14 protein-coding genes are annotated in these 19,116 nt (G+C 59.6%); 2 read left to right on the top strand and 12 right to left on the bottom strand.

Going from position 1 to position 19,116, the window contains the following annotated elements; translation table 11 throughout:
* The first annotated feature begins 32 nt into the window (after positions 1 to 32).
* Positions 33 to 1,748, top strand: coding sequence for an N-acetylglucosamine-specific PTS transporter subunit IIBC (gene nagE, locus ACA053_RS05055; RefSeq protein ID WP_109628127.1), 1,716 nt, complete (start codon positions 33 to 35; stop codon positions 1,746 to 1,748).
* Between the two features lie 399 nt (positions 1,749 to 2,147).
* Here nagE and ACA053_RS05050 read toward each other — a convergent pair whose 3' ends face one another.
* The 3 genes from ACA053_RS05050 to purL all read right to left on the bottom strand — a co-directional run bounded on the left by ACA053_RS05050 (position 2,148) and on the right by purL (position 7,512).
* Complete coding sequence (locus ACA053_RS05050; RefSeq protein ID WP_497394667.1) at positions 2,148 to 3,170, bottom strand: IS110 family RNA-guided transposase; 1,023 nt, start codon at positions 3,168 to 3,170, stop codon at positions 2,148 to 2,150.
* A 128-nt stretch (positions 3,171 to 3,298) separates the two neighbouring features.
* Positions 3,299 to 3,610 (bottom strand): YqfO family protein, encoded by a 312-nt coding sequence (locus ACA053_RS05045; RefSeq protein WP_109628126.1) that lies wholly within the window; start codon positions 3,608 to 3,610, stop codon positions 3,299 to 3,301.
* 5 nt (positions 3,611 to 3,615) lie between these two features.
* The gene (purL, locus tag ACA053_RS05040; RefSeq protein WP_497315777.1) at positions 3,616 to 7,512 is read right to left on the bottom strand and encodes a phosphoribosylformylglycinamidine synthase; all 3,897 of its coding nucleotides are present in this window, start codon (positions 7,510 to 7,512) and stop codon (positions 3,616 to 3,618) included.
* Positions 7,513 to 7,786: 274 nt separating this feature from the next.
* Here purL and mltF point away from each other — a divergent pair, with 274 nt between their 5' ends.
* On the top strand, positions 7,787 to 9,247 hold the full coding sequence (gene mltF, locus ACA053_RS05035; RefSeq protein WP_109628124.1) for a membrane-bound lytic murein transglycosylase MltF: 1,461 nt from the start codon (positions 7,787 to 7,789) through the stop codon (positions 9,245 to 9,247).
* Positions 9,248 to 9,377: 130 nt separating this feature from the next.
* On the opposite strand, the gene pdxJ is transcribed toward mltF, so the two are convergent.
* From pdxJ to lptF, 9 genes are all read right to left on the bottom strand, one after another.
* Positions 9,378 to 10,121: a pyridoxine 5'-phosphate synthase gene (pdxJ, locus tag ACA053_RS05030; RefSeq protein WP_497394666.1), complete on the bottom strand. Its 744-nt coding sequence runs from the start codon at positions 10,119 to 10,121 to the stop codon at positions 9,378 to 9,380.
* A 47-nt stretch (positions 10,122 to 10,168) separates the two neighbouring features.
* Positions 10,169 to 10,852: a DNA repair protein RecO gene (recO, locus tag ACA053_RS05025; protein WP_010463052.1), complete on the bottom strand. Its 684-nt coding sequence runs from the start codon at positions 10,850 to 10,852 to the stop codon at positions 10,169 to 10,171.
* A gap of 84 nt (positions 10,853 to 10,936) precedes the next feature.
* Positions 10,937 to 11,872, bottom strand: a complete 936-nt coding sequence (locus ACA053_RS05020) for an IS110 family transposase (RefSeq protein WP_497394665.1) — start codon at positions 11,870 to 11,872, stop codon at positions 10,937 to 10,939.
* 313 nt (positions 11,873 to 12,185) lie between these two features.
* Complete coding sequence (gene era / locus ACA053_RS05015; RefSeq protein ID WP_008151577.1) at positions 12,186 to 13,088, bottom strand: GTPase Era; 903 nt, start codon at positions 13,086 to 13,088, stop codon at positions 12,186 to 12,188.
* Positions 13,081 to 13,770: a ribonuclease III gene (gene rnc / locus ACA053_RS05010; protein ID WP_010463056.1), complete on the bottom strand. Its 690-nt coding sequence runs from the start codon at positions 13,768 to 13,770 to the stop codon at positions 13,081 to 13,083. Before rnc ends, era begins: the two co-directional genes overlap by 8 nt.
* Before the next feature lie 184 nt (positions 13,771 to 13,954).
* On the bottom strand, positions 13,955 to 14,809 hold the full coding sequence (gene lepB, locus ACA053_RS05005; RefSeq protein ID WP_109628119.1) for a signal peptidase I: 855 nt from the start codon (positions 14,807 to 14,809) through the stop codon (positions 13,955 to 13,957).
* Positions 14,810 to 14,814: 5 nt separating this feature from the next.
* Positions 14,815 to 16,614: a translation elongation factor 4 gene (gene lepA / locus ACA053_RS05000; protein WP_090188076.1), complete on the bottom strand. Its 1,800-nt coding sequence runs from the start codon at positions 16,612 to 16,614 to the stop codon at positions 14,815 to 14,817.
* 171 nt (positions 16,615 to 16,785) lie between these two features.
* Entirely contained in the window at positions 16,786 to 17,847 is a 1,062-nt protein-coding gene (gene lptG / locus ACA053_RS04995; protein ID WP_109628118.1) for an LPS export ABC transporter permease LptG, read from the bottom strand.
* A complete protein-coding gene (lptF, locus tag ACA053_RS04990; RefSeq protein WP_109628117.1) occupies positions 17,840 to 18,958 on the bottom strand; it encodes an LPS export ABC transporter permease LptF in 1,119 nt (372 codons plus the stop codon). Before lptF ends, lptG begins: the two co-directional genes overlap by 8 nt.
* Positions 18,959 to 19,116 lie beyond the last annotated feature (158 nt).

Raw genomic sequence — 19,116 nt, 5'->3', positions numbered from 1 at the left:
ATAACAACTACAAGAATCCAGGGAGATCTGCCATGTACCAATATTTCATCGAAGGCCTGCAACGCCTCGGCCGCGCGCTGATGCTGCCGATTGCGATCCTGCCGATTGCCGGCCTGTTGCTGCGTCTGGGTGACACAGACCTGCTGAACATCGCGATCATCCATGACGCTGGCCAAGTGATCTTCGCTAACCTGGCGATGATCTTCGCCATCGGCATCGCGGTCGGTTTCGCCAAGGACAACAACGGCACCGCCGGCCTCGCCGGGGTGATTGGTTACCTGGTGATGATCTCCACGCTCAAGGTGCTGGATGCAAGCATCAACATGGGCATGCTCGCCGGGATTGTCAGCGGCTTGATGGCGGGCGCGCTGTACAACCGTTTCAAGGACATCAAGTTGCCGGAGTACCTGGCGTTCTTCGGCGGACGGCGCTTCGTGCCGATCGTCACCGGCTTCGCCGCCGTCGGTCTGGGCGTGATCTTCGGTCTGATCTGGCCGCCGATCCAGCACGGCATCAACGGCTTCGGCACATTGATGATGGAGAGCGGCAGCATCGGCGCCTTCGTTTTCGGCGTGTTCAACCGCCTGCTGATCGTCACCGGCCTGCACCACATCCTCAACAACATGGCGTGGTTCGTCTTCGGCAACTTCACCGACCCGACCACAGGCGCCATGGTCACTGGCGACCTGTCGCGCTACTTCGCCGGTGACCCGAAGGGCGGCCAGTTCATGACCGGCATGTTCCCGGTGATGATCTTCGGCCTGCCCGCCGCGTGCCTGGCGATGTACCGCAACGCCCTGCCGGAACGCCGCAAGGTCATGGGCGGGATCTTTCTGTCGATGGCGCTGACCTCGTTCCTGACCGGCGTCACCGAACCCATCGAATTTGCGTTCATGTTCCTCGCGCCGTTTCTCTTTTTGCTCCATGCGCTGCTGACCGGCCTGTCGATGGCGATCACCAATGCGCTGAACATCCACCTGGGTTTCACCTTCTCCGGCGGCTTCATCGACATGGTGCTCGGCTGGGGTAAATCCACCAACGGCTGGTTGGTGGTACCGGTGGGTCTGGCGTATGCGGTGATCTACTACGTGGTGTTTGATTTCTGCATTCGCCGTTTCAAACTCAAGACACCGGGGCGTGAAGAAGTGCCGGCGAGTGACAAGGTTGTAGTCACCGAGAACGAGCGCGCCGGGGCTTACATCAAGGCGCTGGGCGGTGCACAGAATTTGATCACTGTCGGCGCATGTACCACGCGGTTGCGCCTGGACATGGTGGATCGCAACAAGGCAAACGACGCAGAGTTGAAAGCGCTGGGGGCGATGGCGGTGGTGCGTCCGGGCAAGGGCGGAAGTTTGCAGGTGGTGGTTGGGCCGATGGCCGACAGCATCGCGGATGAAATTCGCTTGGCGATGCCGGCGCTGGGTCGCGCACTTGTTTCCTCCCCTCCCGCCGTTATCGATGCGCCGAAACCAGCAGCAGTGGCGACTTCAGAGGCGCAGCAATGGCTGAAGGCGTTGGGCGGCGGGGACAATGTGTTGCAGATGGATTGCGTGGCCATGACCCGGATTCGGCTGCAACTGGCGGATGGCAAAGCGTTGTCGGAGGGTGATTTGAAGGCGCTGGGTTGTCAGGGAGTCAGTCAGCTTGAAGGGGGCGTGTGGCACCTGCTGATTGGTGACAAGGCGCCGAGTTTGAGTGGGGCGCTGGAGGCGTTGGTCAATCGCAGTGAGGTCAGTGCGAAGGTCTAACCCTCGCCCCCTGTAGGAGCTATCGAGTGAAACGAGGCTGCGATCTTTTGATCTTGACTTTAAAAATCAAAATCAAAAGATCGCAGCCTCGTTTCACTCGACAGCTCCTACAAGGGTTGTGTGGATTCATTAAGTTTTCGGCAATAAAATGTATGGTCAGCCCATCTCCTGCAACCTCATGGGCTGTTTTCGGTAAAGCTGGCTTGCGCTAATGTATCCGGGCTCATTGTGAGCGTTGCTGCAACAACGCTCGGCCCTCGATGAGTAGCCGCTCCCGACTGTCCTGAAAAAACCCTCAGCCTCTAAAGCTGATTTTATTGCCAGGTTCTCAGTCGGGCCGTTTGCCGTTTACTGTCATCAGTCAGTGACGTCGCAAAAGCCGGTAGTAAAGCTGTACGTTCAAGCGTTCGGATGTGGGTCGTACTGGCCGCCTTTGGCCAGTACCGCCCACACGATGCGCGCCAGTTTGTTCGCCAGCGCGCACGCGACAACATTGGAGTGGCGACGCGTCAGCAGCTCTCGAACCCAGGGCCCCAAGGCGTCTTCCCGCTTATCGATATGCTGCATGATGGATCGCGCGCCCTGCACCAGCAGTTGGCGGATGTGCTTGTCGCCGCGCTTGCTGATCCCCAGTAGTACTGTTTTTCCGCCCGTCGAATACTGCCTCGGCACCAGCCCTAGCGAAGCGGCAAAATCGCGTCCACTTCGATAGTTCGACGCATCGCCCACATCCGCCAATACCGCGCTGGCGGTGATCGGGCCGATGCCAGGAATACTCTGCAAACGACTCCCGGCATCGTCTTCTTTCAGCTGCTGCTTCAGATCGAACTCGATGTCCTTGATTTCATCATTCAGCTGTTGAATTTGATGATGGAGACGCATCACTACGCCCTTTAGGCGCAACGGAACCGGGTGCTGCGGGTCGTCCAACAGCGCCGGCACGCGGTGCAACGCAGCGGCACCTATAGGCAGGCTGATCCCGAACTCCAGCAGAAAGCCATGAATCTGGTTGGTCGCGACGGTTCGCTGGCCAATCAAAGATTTACGGACACGATGCAGGGCTGAAAGCGTTTGTTGCTCTGCGGTTTTGATCGAGCAGAAGCGCATCGCGGGGCGGCTCGCCGCCTCGCAAATCGCTTCGGCATCAATGAAGTCGTTTTTGTTGCCTTTGACGAATGGTTTGACGTACTGCGGGGCGATCAGCTTCACCTCGTGGCCCAATGCACCAATCTGTCGAGCCAGCCAATGGGCGCCGCCGCAGGACTCCATTACCACCGTACAGGACGGTACCTGCGCCAATGTGCTGAGCAATTGGCCGCGGTTGGTTTTCTTGCGCAATACCTGATGACCTTTGGCATCCTGGCCATGCAGGTGGAAACTGTGTTTGCCAATGTCGATACCGAGAAGCGTCATCGTATTCATGAGAGATCCTCCGCCGAAAACGAGAAAAGCCCTGCAAGCGTAAACCTGCAGGGCTTCTCGGTCAGGCTGACCATCTCATTAAACCCGCTGATCTTCATCAGCGGGTTTCTCATTTCAGCAGTAGAAGATCAGAAATCCTCCAACCGCCACACTTCATAAGCCGGTGTCTCGTAGGGATGGCTCAGCTTTAATGCAGCCACCACGGCCACGATCAACTCATCCGCCACCACCAGCTCAACCTTCCATTCCTCAACCTGCTCGACCTGCCCCGCCTCACCAATAAACGGCTGACTGCCATCCAACGGCCGAAACTGGCCCAGGCCAAGCACCTGCCACGCGCAATGATCATAAGCCCCGATCCGCCCGCCACCGGCAGCGAATACGGCGCTTTTGACCTGTTCCACGTGACTGGCCGGAACGAAAAAGCTGAGCTTGTACACGGCCCTTAGTTCACCCAGACTCGAGCATTACGGAACATACGCATCCAAGGTGCGTCTTCGTTCCAGTCTTCCGAACGCCACGAGTTCTGCACAGCGCGGAACACACGTTCCGGGTGCGGCATCATGATCGTTACGCGACCGTCGCGGCTGGTCAAACCGGTGATCCCGCGCGGCGAGCCGTTCGGGTTGGCCGGGTAGTTTTCGGTGACCTTGCCATGGTTATCGACGAAACGCATCGCCACGCAACCCGACAGATCGGCTTCCAGCAATGCTTCTTCGCTGGCGAACTCGGCATGGCCTTCACCGTGAGCGATGGCGATCGGCATGCGCGAACCGGCCATGCCTTGCAGGAAGATCGAGTTCGACTCCTGGACCTGAACCATCGCCACGCGCGCTTCGAACTGCTCGGAGCGGTTACGCACGAAGTGCGGCCAGAACTCGCTGCCCGGGATCAGCTCGTGCAGGTTGGACATCATCTGGCAACCGTTGCACACGCCGAGGGTGAAGCTGTCGGTACGCTCGAAGAAACCCTGGAACGCATCGCGAGCACGGCTGTTGAACAGCGCGGACTTGGCCCAGCCTTCGCCGGCACCCAGTACGTCGCCGTAGGAGAAACCGCCGCACGCCACCAGACCTTTGAACTCGTTCAGGTCGACACGGCCGGCCAGAATGTCGCTCATGTGCACGTCGATCGCGTTGAAACCGGCGCGGTCGAACGCGGCCGCCATTTCCACCTGACCGTTGACGCCCTGCTCACGCAGCACGGCAACTTGTGGGCGGATGCCTTTCTTGATGTAAGGCGCGGCGACGTCCTGGTTGACGTCGTAGCTCAGCTTGACGCTCAGGCCCGGGTTGTCTTCTTCCAGCAGCACGTCGAACTCTTGTTCAGCGCAGTCGGCGTTGTCACGCAGACGCTGGATCTGGTAGCTGGTTTCAGCCCACTGGCGTTGCAGCAGACGACGCTGACCTTCGAACACGGTTTCGCCGTTGAAGGTGATGTTGATCTGGCCGTTGTTCATTGGCTGACCGATCACCGACACGCACTCGCCCAGACCGGCAGCGCTGAACTGCGCGAGGATGTCTGGAGTAGCGTCCTGGCGAACCTGGATTACAGCGCCCAGTTCTTCGTTGAACAGGATTGCAGCGATGTCGGCGGAGGTTTCAGCCAGACCGTCGAGGTTCAGGCTCAGGCCGCAGTGACCGGCGAAGGCCATTTCCACGGTGCTGGTCAGCAGACCACCGTCGGAACGGTCGTGGTACGCCAGCAAGTGACCGTCGGCGTTGAGGCCCTGGATCACGGCGAAGAAGGCTTTGAGGTCTTCGGCATCGTCGACGTCCGGCGCTTGCGAGCCGAGCTTGCCGTGAACCTGGGCCAGGATCGAGGCGCCCATGCGGTTCTGGCCACGGCCCAGATCGATCAGGATCAGGTCGGTGGTGCCCTTGTCCATGCGCAGTTCCGGGGTCAGGGTCTGACGGATGTCAGCCACTGGCGCGAAACCGGTCACGATCAGCGACATCGGCGAAGTCACAGTCTTGTCGACGCCTTCGTCGTTCCAGCGCGTGGCCATGGACATGGAGTCCTTGCCCACTGGAATGGTGATGCCCAGGTCCGGGCACAGTTCCATGCCGACCGCTTTCACGGTGTCGTACAGACGCGCATCTTCGCCCGGGTGACCGGCGGCGGACATCCAGTTCGCCGACAACTTGATGTCGGAGATCTTGTTGATGCGCGAAGCCGCGATGTTGGTCAGGGTTTCGCCGATGGCCATGCGGCCCGACGCCGGAGCGTCCAGCAGAGCCAGCGGAGTGCGCTCGCCCATGGCCATGGCTTCGCCGGTGTAAACGTCGAAGCTGGTGGCGGTGACGGCAACGTCAGCCACCGGAACCTGCCACGGGCCGACCATCTGATCACGGGCAACAAGGCCGGTGATGGTGCGGTCGCCGATGGTGATCAGGAAGCTTTTGCTCGCCACGGCCGGGTGATGCAGGACACGCTCGACGCAGTCGGCGATGTCGAGGGTCGACGGATCGAAATCGTCGCCCAGTTCGTTTTCGCGAACGGCCGAACGGTGCATACGCGGGGCTTTGCCCAGCAGCACTTCGAGCGGCATGTCCACCGGGCTGTTGCCGAAGTGGCTGTCGGTAACGGTCAGCTGCGGTTCCGCAGTGGCTTCGCCGACGACGGCGAACGGGCAACGCTCACGTTCGCAGATCGCCTGGAAGCGTTCGAAGTCAGCCGGGCCGACCGCCAGAACGTAGCGTTCCTGGGATTCGTTACTCCAGATTTCGTGCGGGGCCATGCCCGGCTCGTCGTTTGGAATATTGCGCAGTTCGAAACGGCCACCACGGTTGCCGTCGTTGACCAGTTCCGGGAAGGCGTTGGACAAACCGCCCGCACCCACGTCGTGGATGAAACTGATCGGGTTTTTGTCGCCCAGTTGCCAGCAACGGTCGATGACTTCCTGGCAGCGACGTTCCATTTCCGGGTTTTCGCGCTGTACGGAAGCGAAGTCCAGGTCAGCCGAGCTGGTGCCGGTGGCCATGGAGGAAGCCGCGCCGCCGCCCAGGCCGATCAACATCGCCGGGCCGCCGAGTACGATCAGCTTGGAGCCGACGGTGATCTCGCCTTTCTGTACGTGTTCGGCACGGATGTTACCCATGCCGCCCGCCAGCATGATCGGCTTGTGGTAACCGCGAACTTCGTCGCCCCGCGGGGTGGTGATCGACTGCTCGAAGGTACGGAAGTAGCCGGTCAGGGCCGGACGACCGAATTCGTTGTTGAACGCGGCGCCACCCAGTGGGCCTTCGATCATGATGTCCAACGCGGTAACGATGCGTTCAGGCTTGCCGTACGGCACTTCCCACGGCTGTTCGAAGCCCGGGATCTGCAGGTTCGATACGGTGAAGCCGGTCAGGCCAGCCTTTGGCTTGGCGCCACGACCAGTTGCGCCTTCGTCGCGGATCTCGCCACCGGAACCGGTGGATGCGCCCGGGAACGGGGCGATCGCGGTCGGGTGGTTGTGAGTCTCGACTTTCATCAGGATGTGCACCGGTTCCTGCACCGCGCCGTACTGGCGGGTTTCAGGGTCCGGGAAGAAACGGCCGGCGACGTTACCGACGATCACCGAAGCGTTGTCCTTATAAGCGGACAGAACGCCTTCGCTGTGCATCTGGTAAGTGTTCTTGATCATGCCGAACAGGCTTTTTTCCTGGCTCTGACCGTCGATGTCCCAACTGGCGTTGAAGATCTTGTGACGGCAGTGCTCGGAGTTCGCCTGGGCAAACATCATCAATTCGATGTCGTGCGGGTTGCGCTTCAAGCCGACGAAGGCGTTGACCAGGTAGTCAATCTCGTCTTCCGCCAGGGCCAGGCCCAGCTCGGTATTGGCTTTTTCCAGCGCGGCACGGCCGCCACCCAGCACGTCGATCGCGGTCAGCGGCTTCGGCTCGGCGTGGCTGAACAGGCCGGCGGCTTGTTCAAGGTTGCCGAGGACGATCTGGGTCATGCGATCGTGCAGCGCATCGGAGATCAGCTGCGCTTCGGCGTCGCTGAACTGGCCGGCGACGTAGAACGCGATGCCGCGCTCCAGGCGCTGGATCTTGCTCAGGCCGCAGTTGCGAGCGATATCGCTGGCCTTGCTGGACCACGGCGAGATGGTGCCGAAACGTGGCAACACCAGGAACAGACGACCGGTCGGCTCTTGAACCGGAACACTTGGGCCGTACTTCAGAAGGCGCGCGAGCACCTGCTGTTCGTCGCCGGTCAGGACGCCGGTAACTTCGGCGAAGTGAGCGAATTCAGCATACAAGCCGCTGACAGCCGGGACCTTCTGGCTCAGTTGCTCAAGGAGTTTGCTGTGGCGAAAGGCAGAAAGGGCAGGAGCGCCGCGCAGGATCAACATCTTCGGGACAGCCTCGGGAAGGGGTGTGCTTTGAGGCCGTGCATTCTAGCCTAAACCGCCCGCGACATCACCCGAAACGGTGCGCGCGGCCGTACCCGAACGTCGGGCCGGGTATTTGGACCTTATGCGGCGGTTGGCCGAGGGTTATTTTTTATGTCACAAATTAGCGTTTGGGCCCATTCCTGCGGGCTTCAAGCGGGTTTTTCGCTCCCTAGCAGACAAGCCCTTCGCTGTCGAGATATGGCGGTCGTGGTCCTTTGCGTATACTGCGCAGATGTTTTCCCCAACGGCTTTGCGTCCGCGATACGCCAAATGGCTGATCGCAACCGGACTCTTCCTGATGCTCAGTGGCTGTGTTGATAAACCCAACACGCTGGAGCGCGTAAAGGAGGATGGTGTGCTGCGGGTGGTTACCCGAAACAGCCCCGCCACCTACTTTCAGGATCGCAACGGTGAAACCGGCTTCGAATACGAGCTGGTGAAGCGCTTCGCCGACGATCTGGGGGTGGAGCTCAAGATCGAGACCGCCGACAACCTTGACGACCTGTTCAACCAGGTGGGCAAGCCTAACGGTCCGGTGTTGGCTGCTGCTGGTCTGGTCAGCAGCGAGCAACGCAAAAAACAAGTGCGGTTTTCCCACTCCTACCTGGAAGTCACCCCGCAGATCATCTACCGCAACGGCCAGTCACGGCCGACCGACGCGGGCGATCTGGTCGGCAAGAAGATCATGGTGCTCAAGGGCAGCACCCACGCCGAACAATTGGCGGAGCTGAAAAAGAAATATCCCGGCATTGAATACGAAGAGTCCGACGCGGTTGAAGTCGTGGACCTACTGCGCATGGTCGATGAAGGCCAGATCGACCTGACCCTGGTCGACTCCAACGAAGTGGCGATGAACCAGGTCTATTTCCCCAAAGTGCGGGTCGCCTTCGACCTCGGTGAAGCCAGCGATCAAAGCTGGGCCGTGGCGATGGGTGACGACAATAGCCTGCTCAACGAGATCAATGCGTATCTCGACAAGGTGAAGAAAAACGGCACTCTGCAACGTCTGAAAGACCGTTACTACGGACATGTCGATGTCCTCGGCTACGTGGGCGCCTACACCTTCGCCCAACACTTGCAGCAACGCTTGCCCAAGTACGAACAACACTTCAAGGCATACGCCAAGAAAGAGAAAGTCGATTGGCGCCTACTGGCGGCCGTCGGTTATCAGGAATCGTTGTGGCAAGCGGCGGTCACGTCCAAGACCGGCGTTCGCGGGCTGATGATGCTGACCCAGAACACCGCGCAGGCCATGGGCGTGTCCAATCGCCTTGATCCCAAGCAAAGCATCATGGGCGGCGCCAAATACCTGGCCTACATGAAGGATCAGCTGGACGAGTCGATCCAGGAGCCGGATCGCACCTGGTTTGCCCTGGCGGCCTACAACGTCGGCAGCGGTCACCTGGATGACGCGCGCAAACTGGCGGTGAAGGAAGGGCTTAACCCCGACAAGTGGCTGGATGTGAAGAAGATCCTGCCGCGGCTGTCGGAGAAGAAGTGGTACAGCAAGACCCGTTATGGCTACGCCCGGGGCGGCGAGCCGGTACACTTCGTGGCAAACATCCGCCGCTACTACGACATCCTGACGTGGGTTACGCAACCGCAACTTGAAGGTGATCAGGTGGCTGAAGGTAACCTGCACGTGCCGGGGGTCGACAAGACCAAGCCGAGTCAGGAAACCCCGCAGCTTTAACGGCCACCCCAATCAAAAAAGGTGGGAGCGGGCTTGCTCGCGAAGACGGTGCATCAGTCAACGTTGATGTCGACTGACACACCGCCTTCGCGAGCAAGCCCGCTCCCACCTTTGATTTTTGTGTTTGGCTTCAGGCTTTTGCGGCGGCCAGGATCAGCGCTTTCATCTCGGACACAGCCGACTTGAACCCGACAAACAACGCATGCGCCACCAGCGCATGGCCGATGTTCAGCTCGTTGATGCCCTTGATCGCGGCCACCGCTTCAACGTTGTGATAATGCAGGCCGTGACCAGCATTGACGATCAGGCCTTGAGCCAGGCCAAACGCCACGCCATCCGCCACACGCTTGAGCTCTTCAGCCACGTCGGTCGGTGTCTCGGCATCGGCATAACGACCGGTGTGCAGCTCGATCGCCGGAGCCCCCACACGACAGGACGCTTCGATCTGGCGCTCGTCCGCATCGATGAACAGCGACACTTCACAGCCAATCTTCGCCAGGCGATCCACTGCGGCCTTGATCCGTGCCTCCTGCCCCGCCACGTCCAGGCCACCTTCGGTGGTCAGTTCCTGACGGGTTTCCGGGACCAGGCAAATGTGCGCCGGGCGGATGCGCTCGGCGAACACCATCATTTCTTCGGTGACGCCCATTTCGAAGTTCATGCGGGTTTGCAGCACGTCCTTGAGCAACAGCACGTCGCGCTCCTGGATGTGGCGGCGGTCTTCGCGCAGGTGCACGGTGATGCCGTCAGCGCCCGCCTCTTCCGCGTCCAGTGCTGCCTTGACCGGATCCGGGTAGCGAGTTCCCCGGGCCTGACGCAGGGTGGCAACGTGGTCGATGTTCACGCCAAGAAGAATGCGATTGCTGGTGGTCACGGAAGCGCTCCTGAATTAAAGATTCGGCGCACAGCATACGGGGAAGACTATGGCTTGCGAAACAGTTCGCGACTGACCAAAGGTCGGCCGCCCAAGTGCACGGCCAGTGCCTGACGCATCAAACGCTTGGCAGCGGACAATGCGCCGGGTGCGGTCCAGTCGGCCTCGGCCATGGCCAACAGTTCGGTGCCGTTGAACAGGCCGGGTTGCAGCAGGTACACCTGCTCCAGGCCGGCGTCCACTTGCAAACGGTAGAGGCCGTCCGGGGCGATGGGCTCACCGTGGATGTCGGTGGTCAGGGCGAAACCGTAACCGAGGTCGTCGAGCAGGCGCCACTCGAAAGAGCGCAATAACGGTTCCAACGGGCGACCTTCGGCCAGCGCGAGCAATGTCGCGGCGTAGTGATCGAACACACCGGGGTGCGGGTCTTCGGCAGGCAACAGGCGGATCAGCAGTTCGTTTAGGTAGAGGCCGCTGAACAGCGCCTCACCGTTGAGCCAGGTCGAAACACCGGCGGCTTCCATTCGCCCAACGTTCTTCAGCTCTCCCCGCCCGCGAAACTCGACTTCCAGCGGCACGAACGGCCGGGCCAATGTCCCGGCCTTGCCCCGCGCGCTACGCAATACCGCCCGCAGCCGACCTTGCGGCGTGAGGAAGTCCACCAACGCGCTGCTTTCGCGGTAGGCGCGGGAGTGGAGGACGTAGGCGGGTTGGCCGATGGGCTGGGACATGGAGTTCTCAATGAAGAAACGCGATCTTATAAACGACCAGAAACCAATGTGGGAGATTCTATGTTGCCCGGCAACCCTGAATTCTCAGGCTGACAGGTATTCGCTCTGATTTTTCATCAGGGCAAATGCCACTCGACAGAGCTTTCGGGCCAAGACAACCAAGGCCTGGGTTTTCGAGAAGCCTCTAGCCAGGTATGCCTCGTAAAACGGCTTCCATTTAGGCGAGCGACACGCCGCCATTGCGGCGTTGTACGCCAAACGACGAACCTCCGGATCTCCTTTTTTGGTCAGGTACCGCTGCCCATTCTTCTTGCCGGAGTCTTCGACTGCCAAGTCCATTCCCAGGAATGCGATGAACGCATCGCTGTTCGCAAAATCGCCCCGCATAAAGGTCGTCGCCAACCCGGTTGCGGTCAGTTCCCCAACGCCTTCGATGGCTTTGCAGCGATCAATATTCGCCTCAATTCCCGCCTCTTTGCTGACCTTGCGCAGCAGTTTCTGAATCGCCTGATCCGCTTGCTTGAACGCCTTCTGCTGAGCGACCTGCACTTTCTTCAACAAGGGTTCATTGGCCCAACTCAACATCAGCCCAGCATGGTTCTGGATCAGCGTTGCACGTCTGTGAAGCAGGCTTTTCAGCGAGCTGTAGGCCTTGGGTGGCGGGCTCCAGACCCGCAGTTTGCTTTGTTCATTCTCCAGGTAACGCGCCAGCAAACGCGCATCGCAGGGATCGTTCTTGGCTCGTTGGCCAACGCCACGGCGGTAATGACTCACGCGATAAGCATCCACCACGTAGACCTGATGACCCATCTCATGGGCCAGCTCTACCGTGTCCAAGTGGTAGATGTTGGTGGCTTCAACGGCGATAGCGCTTTGGGCAGGCAGGGTTTTAAGCCAACGCTTGAGGGCGGTTCGATCGTTCTTGATGTCTTGAATGATTTGCAGGTCGGTGCGATAGACAGCAATTTGGGCCTTGGCGATATCGATACCAACAACCGTCTGCGAAGTAAGGATTGTCATGACGAATCCTCGGAGCTAGGGTTTAAGTGCTTGTTGGGGTCTACCGTTGCGCTGGCTTGTCTCTATCGTCGGTTTACCGATGAATTCCTTATCGGCGCTTTGGGTAGAAGGGGCGGGACGAGAAGTCTCCCACAGTCTGTACTGGTCAGAGTCAGAATCGAGTCTGTAGTCCCACCCACCCCTTCAAGTCTAAACATACAAGCGAGCCTGCTCGCGATTGCGGTCTGTCAGTCAACAGTGATGTTGAATTTCAGGTCCTCATCGCGAGCAGGCTCGCTCCCACAGGGGTTCTTCGGTGTATCTGGATCCGGTGTTACAGGTCGCCGTAACCCAGCGAACGCAAGGCGCGCTCGTCGTCGGACCAGCCGCCTTTCACTTTCACCCAAAGGTTAAGCATGATCTTGGAGTCGAACAGCAACTCCATGTCCTTGCGCGCCTCGGTGCCGATGCGTTTGATACGCTCGCCCTTGTCGCCAATGATGATCTTCTTCTGACCGTCACGTTCGACGAGGATCAAGGCATGGATGTGCAGGGTTTTGCCCTGCTGCTTGAACTCTTCGATTTCGACGGTGATCTGGTACGGCAGCTCGGCGCCCATCTGGCGCATGATTTTCTCGCGCACCAGTTCAGCAGCGAGGAAGCGGCTGCTGCGGTCAGTGATCTGGTCTTCCGGGAAGAAGTGATCGTTTTCCGGCAGGTAGCCGGCAATCACACGCTCCAGCGTTTCGAGGTTGTGCCCGTGCTGGGCCGAGATCGGCATGATCTGCGCGTTGGGCAGCTGTTCCTGCAACCAGGTCAGGTGCGGCATCAGCTCGGCTTTGTCTTCGATGCGATCGGTCTTGTTCAGTGCCACGATCAGCGGGCCGGTCACGTACTGGACGCGTTCGAGGACCATCTGGTCTTCGTCGGTCCACTTGGTGCGATCCACCACGAAGATCACCACGTCGACGTCTTTCAACGCCGCCGAAGCGGTCTTGTTCATGTAGCGGTTCAGAGCCTTTTCGCCGCCCTTGTGCATGCCCGGGGTGTCGACGTAGATCGCCTGCACGGCGCCTTCGGTCTTGATGCCCAGCATGTTATGGCGGGTGGTTTGCGGCTTGCGCGAGGTGATCGCCAGTTTCTGACCCAGGATGTGGTTCAGCAGCGTGGACTTGCCCACGTTGGGACGGCCGACGATGGCAACATAGCCACAGCGAGTTGCAGTTGAATCAGTCATTGCCATTCTCCACACCCAGGGCAATCAGTGCTGCGGCGGCCGCTACCTGTTCGGCAATACGACGACTCACACCCTGACCTCGGCTTTTTTCATTCAGTAAGGTGATTTCACATTCGACGAAGAACGTCCGGCAATGCGGCTCACCCTGGATATCCACCACTTCGTAACGCGGCAGCTCACACCCACGCGATTGCAGGAATTCCTGCAGGCGGGTCTTTGGATCTTTGTTGGTGTCGACCAGCGTCAGGCCTTCGAACTCACCGGCCAGCCAGGCCAGAACACGCTCGCGCGCCATGTCCATGCCGGCATCCAGGTAGATCGCACCGATCAGCGCTTCAAGGGCATCGGCCAGAATCGACTCGCGACGGAAACCGCCGCTTTTCAACTCACCGGAGCCCAGGCGCAGGTATTCGCCCAGATCGAAACCGCGGGCCAGTACGGCCAGCGTCTCACCTTTCACCAGACGTGCGCGCAAACGCGACAACTGGCCTTCGCGCGCCAGCGGGAAGCGATCGAACAGCGCCTCGCCAGCGACGAAGTTGAGGATGGCATCACCGAGGAATTCCAGGCGTTCGTTGTTGCGCCCGGCAAAGCTGCGGTGAGTCAGGGCCAGGACCATCAGTTCCTGATCCTTGAAGGTGTAGCCGAGCTGACGCTCTAGACGGCTTAAGGAGACGCTCACGGTTTACCCACGCTGAGTTCGTGGCTGGATTCCACCGCCATGGCCGTGATGCGGCGCAGGCTTGGGACAATTAACGCTGTGTTCAAAAATTACGTCCTGAATATCATTGTTTTCATGCGTCCGGCGCCGATTGTGGCGGCTCCAGAAATGCATTCGGCGCTGTGTTCAACAGCGCCGTGTGTGATTACTTGATCAGGCCAACCCGCGAGAAATTCGGCAGGTGACTGAGTTTGGGTTCCGGCCAGCTCATCCAGACTGCGAAGGCCTTGCCGACGATATTCTTGTCGGGAACCATGCCCAGCAGATCCTTGGGAATGCTCGGATCATCCCAATAGCGACTGTCGTTGGAGTTGTCGCGGTTGTCGCCCATCATGAAGTAGTGGCCGGCCGGCACGGTCCACGAATGGTCCGGCGTGGCGCGGTAGCGGCTCATTTCCTTGCGGATCAGGTGTTCGGCGACACCGAGTTTTTCCTTGTAGAGCTCGGCACTGCCCAGCGTGCCCGGCTCTGAGCCGACCAGCTGTTCGGCAATCGATTCGCCGTTGACGAACAGACGCTTGTCGGCGGTGTAGCGAATCTGGTCACCCGGCAGACCCACCACACGCTTGATGTAGTTGACGTTCGGATCGCTCGGGTAGCGGAACACCATTACATCGCCGCGCTGTGGATCACCGACTTCGATGACTTTCTTGTCGATCACCGGCAGGCGGATCCCGTAAGAAAACTTGTTCACCAGAATGAAGTCGCCGACATCCAGGGTCGGTTTCATCGAGCCGGAAGGAATCTGGAACGGTTCCACCAGGAACGAACGCAGCACCAGCACGATGAACAACACCGGGAAGAACGACTTGCCGTATTCGACCAGCAGCGGCTCTTTGTTCAGTTTCTCGACGACCACCATGTCAGCCTGGCTGACGCTCCCCTGATAGGAGTTGATGGCAGCCCGACGCCGAGGCGCCAGGAACAGCAGATCGAGCAACGCCAACAGGCCGCAGACGAACACGGCGATGACCAGCAACAGCGGGAAATTTAGTGACATAGGACCTAACTATCCAACCTGAGCACCGCAAGGAAGGCTTCTTGTGGAATTTCCACGTTGCCGACTTGCTTCATGCGTTTTTTACCGGCCTTCTGCTTTTCCAACAGCTTGCGCTTACGGCTAACGTCACCGCCGTAGCATTTGGCCAATACGTTCTTTCTGAGAGCCTTGACGGAGGTCCGCGCAATGATCTGCCCGCCAATGGCAGCCTGGATCGCGACGTCGAACATCTGGCGCGGAATCAGTTCTTTCATCTTCTCGGTCAACTGGCGACCTTTGTAGTGCGCATTGTCCCGGTGCACGATCAACGCCAGGGCGTCGACCTTGTCACCGTTGATCAGCACATCCAGTTTCACCAGACTAGCCGATTGGTAACGGTCGAAATGGTAATCCAGCGAAGCATAGCCGCGGCTGGTGGATTTCAGACGGTCGAAGAAGTCCAGGACCACTTCGTTCATCGGAATATCGTAGGTCACCTGGACCTGGGACCCGAGGAACAGCATGTCGTGTTGCACGCCACGCTTCTCGATGCACAGGGTAATGACGTTGCCCAGGTGCTCTTGCGGCACAAGAATATTGGCCCGCACGATCGGCTCACGCATGTCTTCGATCGAAGACACGTCCGGAAGCTTCGACGGGTTGTCGACGTAAATCGTTTCACCGGTTTTCAGCAACAGCTCGAAAATTACCGTCGGCGCCGTGGTGATCAGGTCCAGGTCGTACTCGCGCTCCAGGCGCTCCTGGATGATTTCCATGTGCAGCATGCCGAGGAACCCGCAACGGAAGCCGAAGCCCAGGGCGTCGGAGCTTTCCGGGGTGTACTGCAGGGACGAATCGTTGAGCGTGAGCTTTTGCAGGGCTTCACGGAAATCTTCGAAGTCGTCGGAGCTGACCGGGAACAGGCCGGCGTAGACCTGCGGCTGAATGCGCTTGAAGCCTGGCAGCACGTCAACGTCTGGCGTGGAGCTCAAGGTCAGAGTGTCACCCACCGGTGCACCGTGAATGTCCTTGATGCCGGCAATGATGAAGCCCACTTCGCCGGCCTTCAGGTCAACGGTGGCGGTGTGTTTCGGGTTGAAGACACCGACGCTGTCCACCAGGTGGATCTTGCCGGTGGACTTGACCAGAATCTTGTCGCCCTTCTTCACACGACCGTGACGCACGCGTACCAGGGAAACAACGCCCAGGTAGTTATCGAACCAGGAGTCGATGATCAACGCTTGCAGCGGATCTTCGTAGTTGCCGGTCGGCGCAGGAATGGTGTGAACCAGGCGTTCGAGGACTTCGTCGACGCCCAGGCCGGTCTTGGCGCTGCACTCGACCGCATCGGTGGCATCGATGCCGATGATTTTTTCGATTTCTTCTTTGACGCGGTCCGGATCGGCCTGTGGCAGGTCGATCTTGTTCAGGACCGGCATGACTTCCAGGCCCTGCTCGATCGCCGTGTAGCAGTTGGCAACGGACTGCGCTTCAACGCCCTGACCGGCATCGACCACCAGCAACGCACCTTCACAGGCCGCCAGCGACCGGCTGACTTCGTAGGTGAAGTCAACGTGGCCCGGGGTGTCAATGAAGTTCAGCTGGTACTTGATGCCATCGCGAGCGGTGTAATACAGGGTGACGCTGTGGGCCTTGATGGTGATCCCGCGTTCACGTTCCAGGTCCATGGAGTCCAGCACCTGGGCTTCCATTTCGCGCTCGGCAAGGCCGCCGCACATCTGGATGAAGCGATCGGCCAGCGTCGACTTGCCATGGTCAATGTGGGCGATGATGGAGAAATTGCGGATATGACTCAAATCACTCACGGATCAACACTCAAAAAGGCTGCAGGCATAGCCCGCCGAAAAATAGCCGGGAATTGTACCTGATCCACGGCGCAAGCGTCACGTTCACAGGTCAGACGGCACCTACAAAAACGCCCCGGTCTTGCGACAGGGGCGTTTTTTATCACCAGCGAGGTCGAGGAACCCCCCTGATCAGCCGGCTCGGCGCAACAGCCAGACACCGGCCAAGGCACAGACACCGGCCGGAACCAGCACCGCAAACAGCGGCGAGAAACCGAACACCAGGCTCGAAGGCCCCAGCAAATCCTGGACGATACGGAAGGTGAAGCCGACCAGCACGCCAGTGAACACCCGCTGACCGAGAGTCACCGAGCGCAACGGACCAAAGATGAAGGAAATCGCCATCAGTACCAACGCGGCGGTTACCAGCGGCTGCAACACCTTGACCCAAAACGCCAGCCAGTAACGGCCGTTGCTCAGGCCCTGGTCTGCCAGGTAGTGGATGTAACCCCACAGGCCGCTGATCGACAGGGTGTCCGGCGACATCACCACCGTGCTCAACAGTTGCGGACTCAAGGCAACATCCCAACGCTCGACCGGGGTGGTGACCACTTCGGTGCTCTTTTCATGGAACAGCGTGGTGGTGACGTCGCTCAGTTGCCAGTGATCCTGATCGAACTTCGCCCGCTTGGCGAAGCTGGACGACAGCATATGACGCTCATTGTCGAAACGATAACGGGTGACGCCGTACAGCAAACCGTTCGGTTGCACAGAGTTGACGTGAATGAACTCGTCGCCCTGGCGATGCCACAAACCATGCTTGGCGCTCTGCGCATCGCCGCCACCCTGAGCCAGGGAACGGTTGGCCTGAGCGGTGACTTCGGTGGCCGGTGCGACGTATTCGCCGATCAGCACACCCACCACCATCAGCACCAGCATCGGCTTCATGACCGCCCAGACTATCCGGCCGACCGACACACCGGCGGCGCGCATGATGGTCAGCTCGCTGTGGCTGGCCAGGCTGCCCAGACCGATCAGGCAACCGATCAATGCTGCCATCGGCAACATGTCATACAAACGACGGGGCGCGGTCAGCAAGACGTAGCTCAAGACGTCCATCAAGGTGTAGGTGTCGCTGACGTCACTCATCTCATCGATGAAGGCAAACAGGGTCGCCAGGCCAAGGATAATCCCCAGCACCGCCAGGATGGCGACGAATACGCTGCTACCGATGTAGCGATCGAGCTTAACCACGGGCCACCTCCAGCGCACTGCGGCGACTCGCCATCTTCAAGCGCAACGGCTCCCAGTAGAGCAAGCCCAGGCCAATGGCCAGGAAGATTGCGTGAACCCACCACAACCCCAGCGCCGGCGGGATCTTGCCCTTTTCGAGGGCGCCGCGTGCGGCAATCAGGATGCTCAGGTAAGCCATATAAAGAAGAATCGCCGGCAGCAGCTTGAGGAAACGGCCCTGACGTGGATTGACCCGCGACAGCGGCACCGCCATCAGGGTCACGATGAACACCAGCAACGGCAGGGACAAACGCCATTGCAGCTCGGTGCGCGAACGAATGTCATCGCTGCCGATCAAGGAACGGGTGGTCATTGCATCGCGGTCGGTGACTTCGTCGCTGACGTCCGGCTTGGGCAGCAATACGCCGTACTCTTCGTACTTGATTGCCCGGTAGTCGGCCTGCCCCGGGTTACCGTCGTAGCGATAGCCGTTGTCGAGAATCAGGTAGCGGTTGCCGTCAGGGCGGATTTCCTGACGGCCCTTCTCGGCCACCAGCACGGAAATCCCGCGATCCTTCTTGTCGGAGTTGATGTTTTTTTGCGAAATGAACACACCGTTCAGATTGATGCGGTCATCCGATAGCTGCTCGGTGTAGGTCACCCGGGTGCCGTCGCGCAGGGCCTGGAAGCGACCCGGCTCCAGGGTATCGAACTCGGTCAGCGCATCCTGCTTGTTCAGCAGCAGCTGGAACTGATTGGCACCTTGTGGCGCCAGGCTCAGGCTCAGCCAGGCCACGACCAGCGCAACCAGCGTGGCCGGAAACAGCGTCATGGCAAGCAGACGTTGCTGGCTCATGCCAGTGGCCGACAACACGGTCATTTCGCTTTCGAGGTACAAGCGACCGTAGGCCAGCAGGATCCCGAGGAACAGGCCCAGCGGCAGGATCAGTTGCAGGAAACCCGGCAGGCGAAAGCCCATGATCAGAAACAGGGAGCCCGGATCCAGCAGACCCGAGGCCGCCTGGGCGAGGTATTTGATGAAGCGACCGCTCATGATGATGACCAGCAGCACGGCGCTGACGGCGCTCAAGGTCAACAGGACTTCGCGGGACAGATAACGGAAGACAATCAAACCAGACACTCCAGGGTTGTCAGGCTAAGGCGGCCAAACAAGCAAACGTATCAGACGGCCCGCAGGGCAGAGCCGCCGAAAAAGTTGGCGCATTATCCTGTGATTGGGTGCGCCTGTCACTGCGCATGCTCAAGCAGGCGGGTAATGCGTTGAAGATC

This window comes from Pseudomonas sp. LBUM1672, from assembly GCF_059695655.1.
The sequence above is the reverse complement of the archived record's forward strand: the minus strand, read 5'-3'. Positions and strand labels throughout refer to the sequence as shown.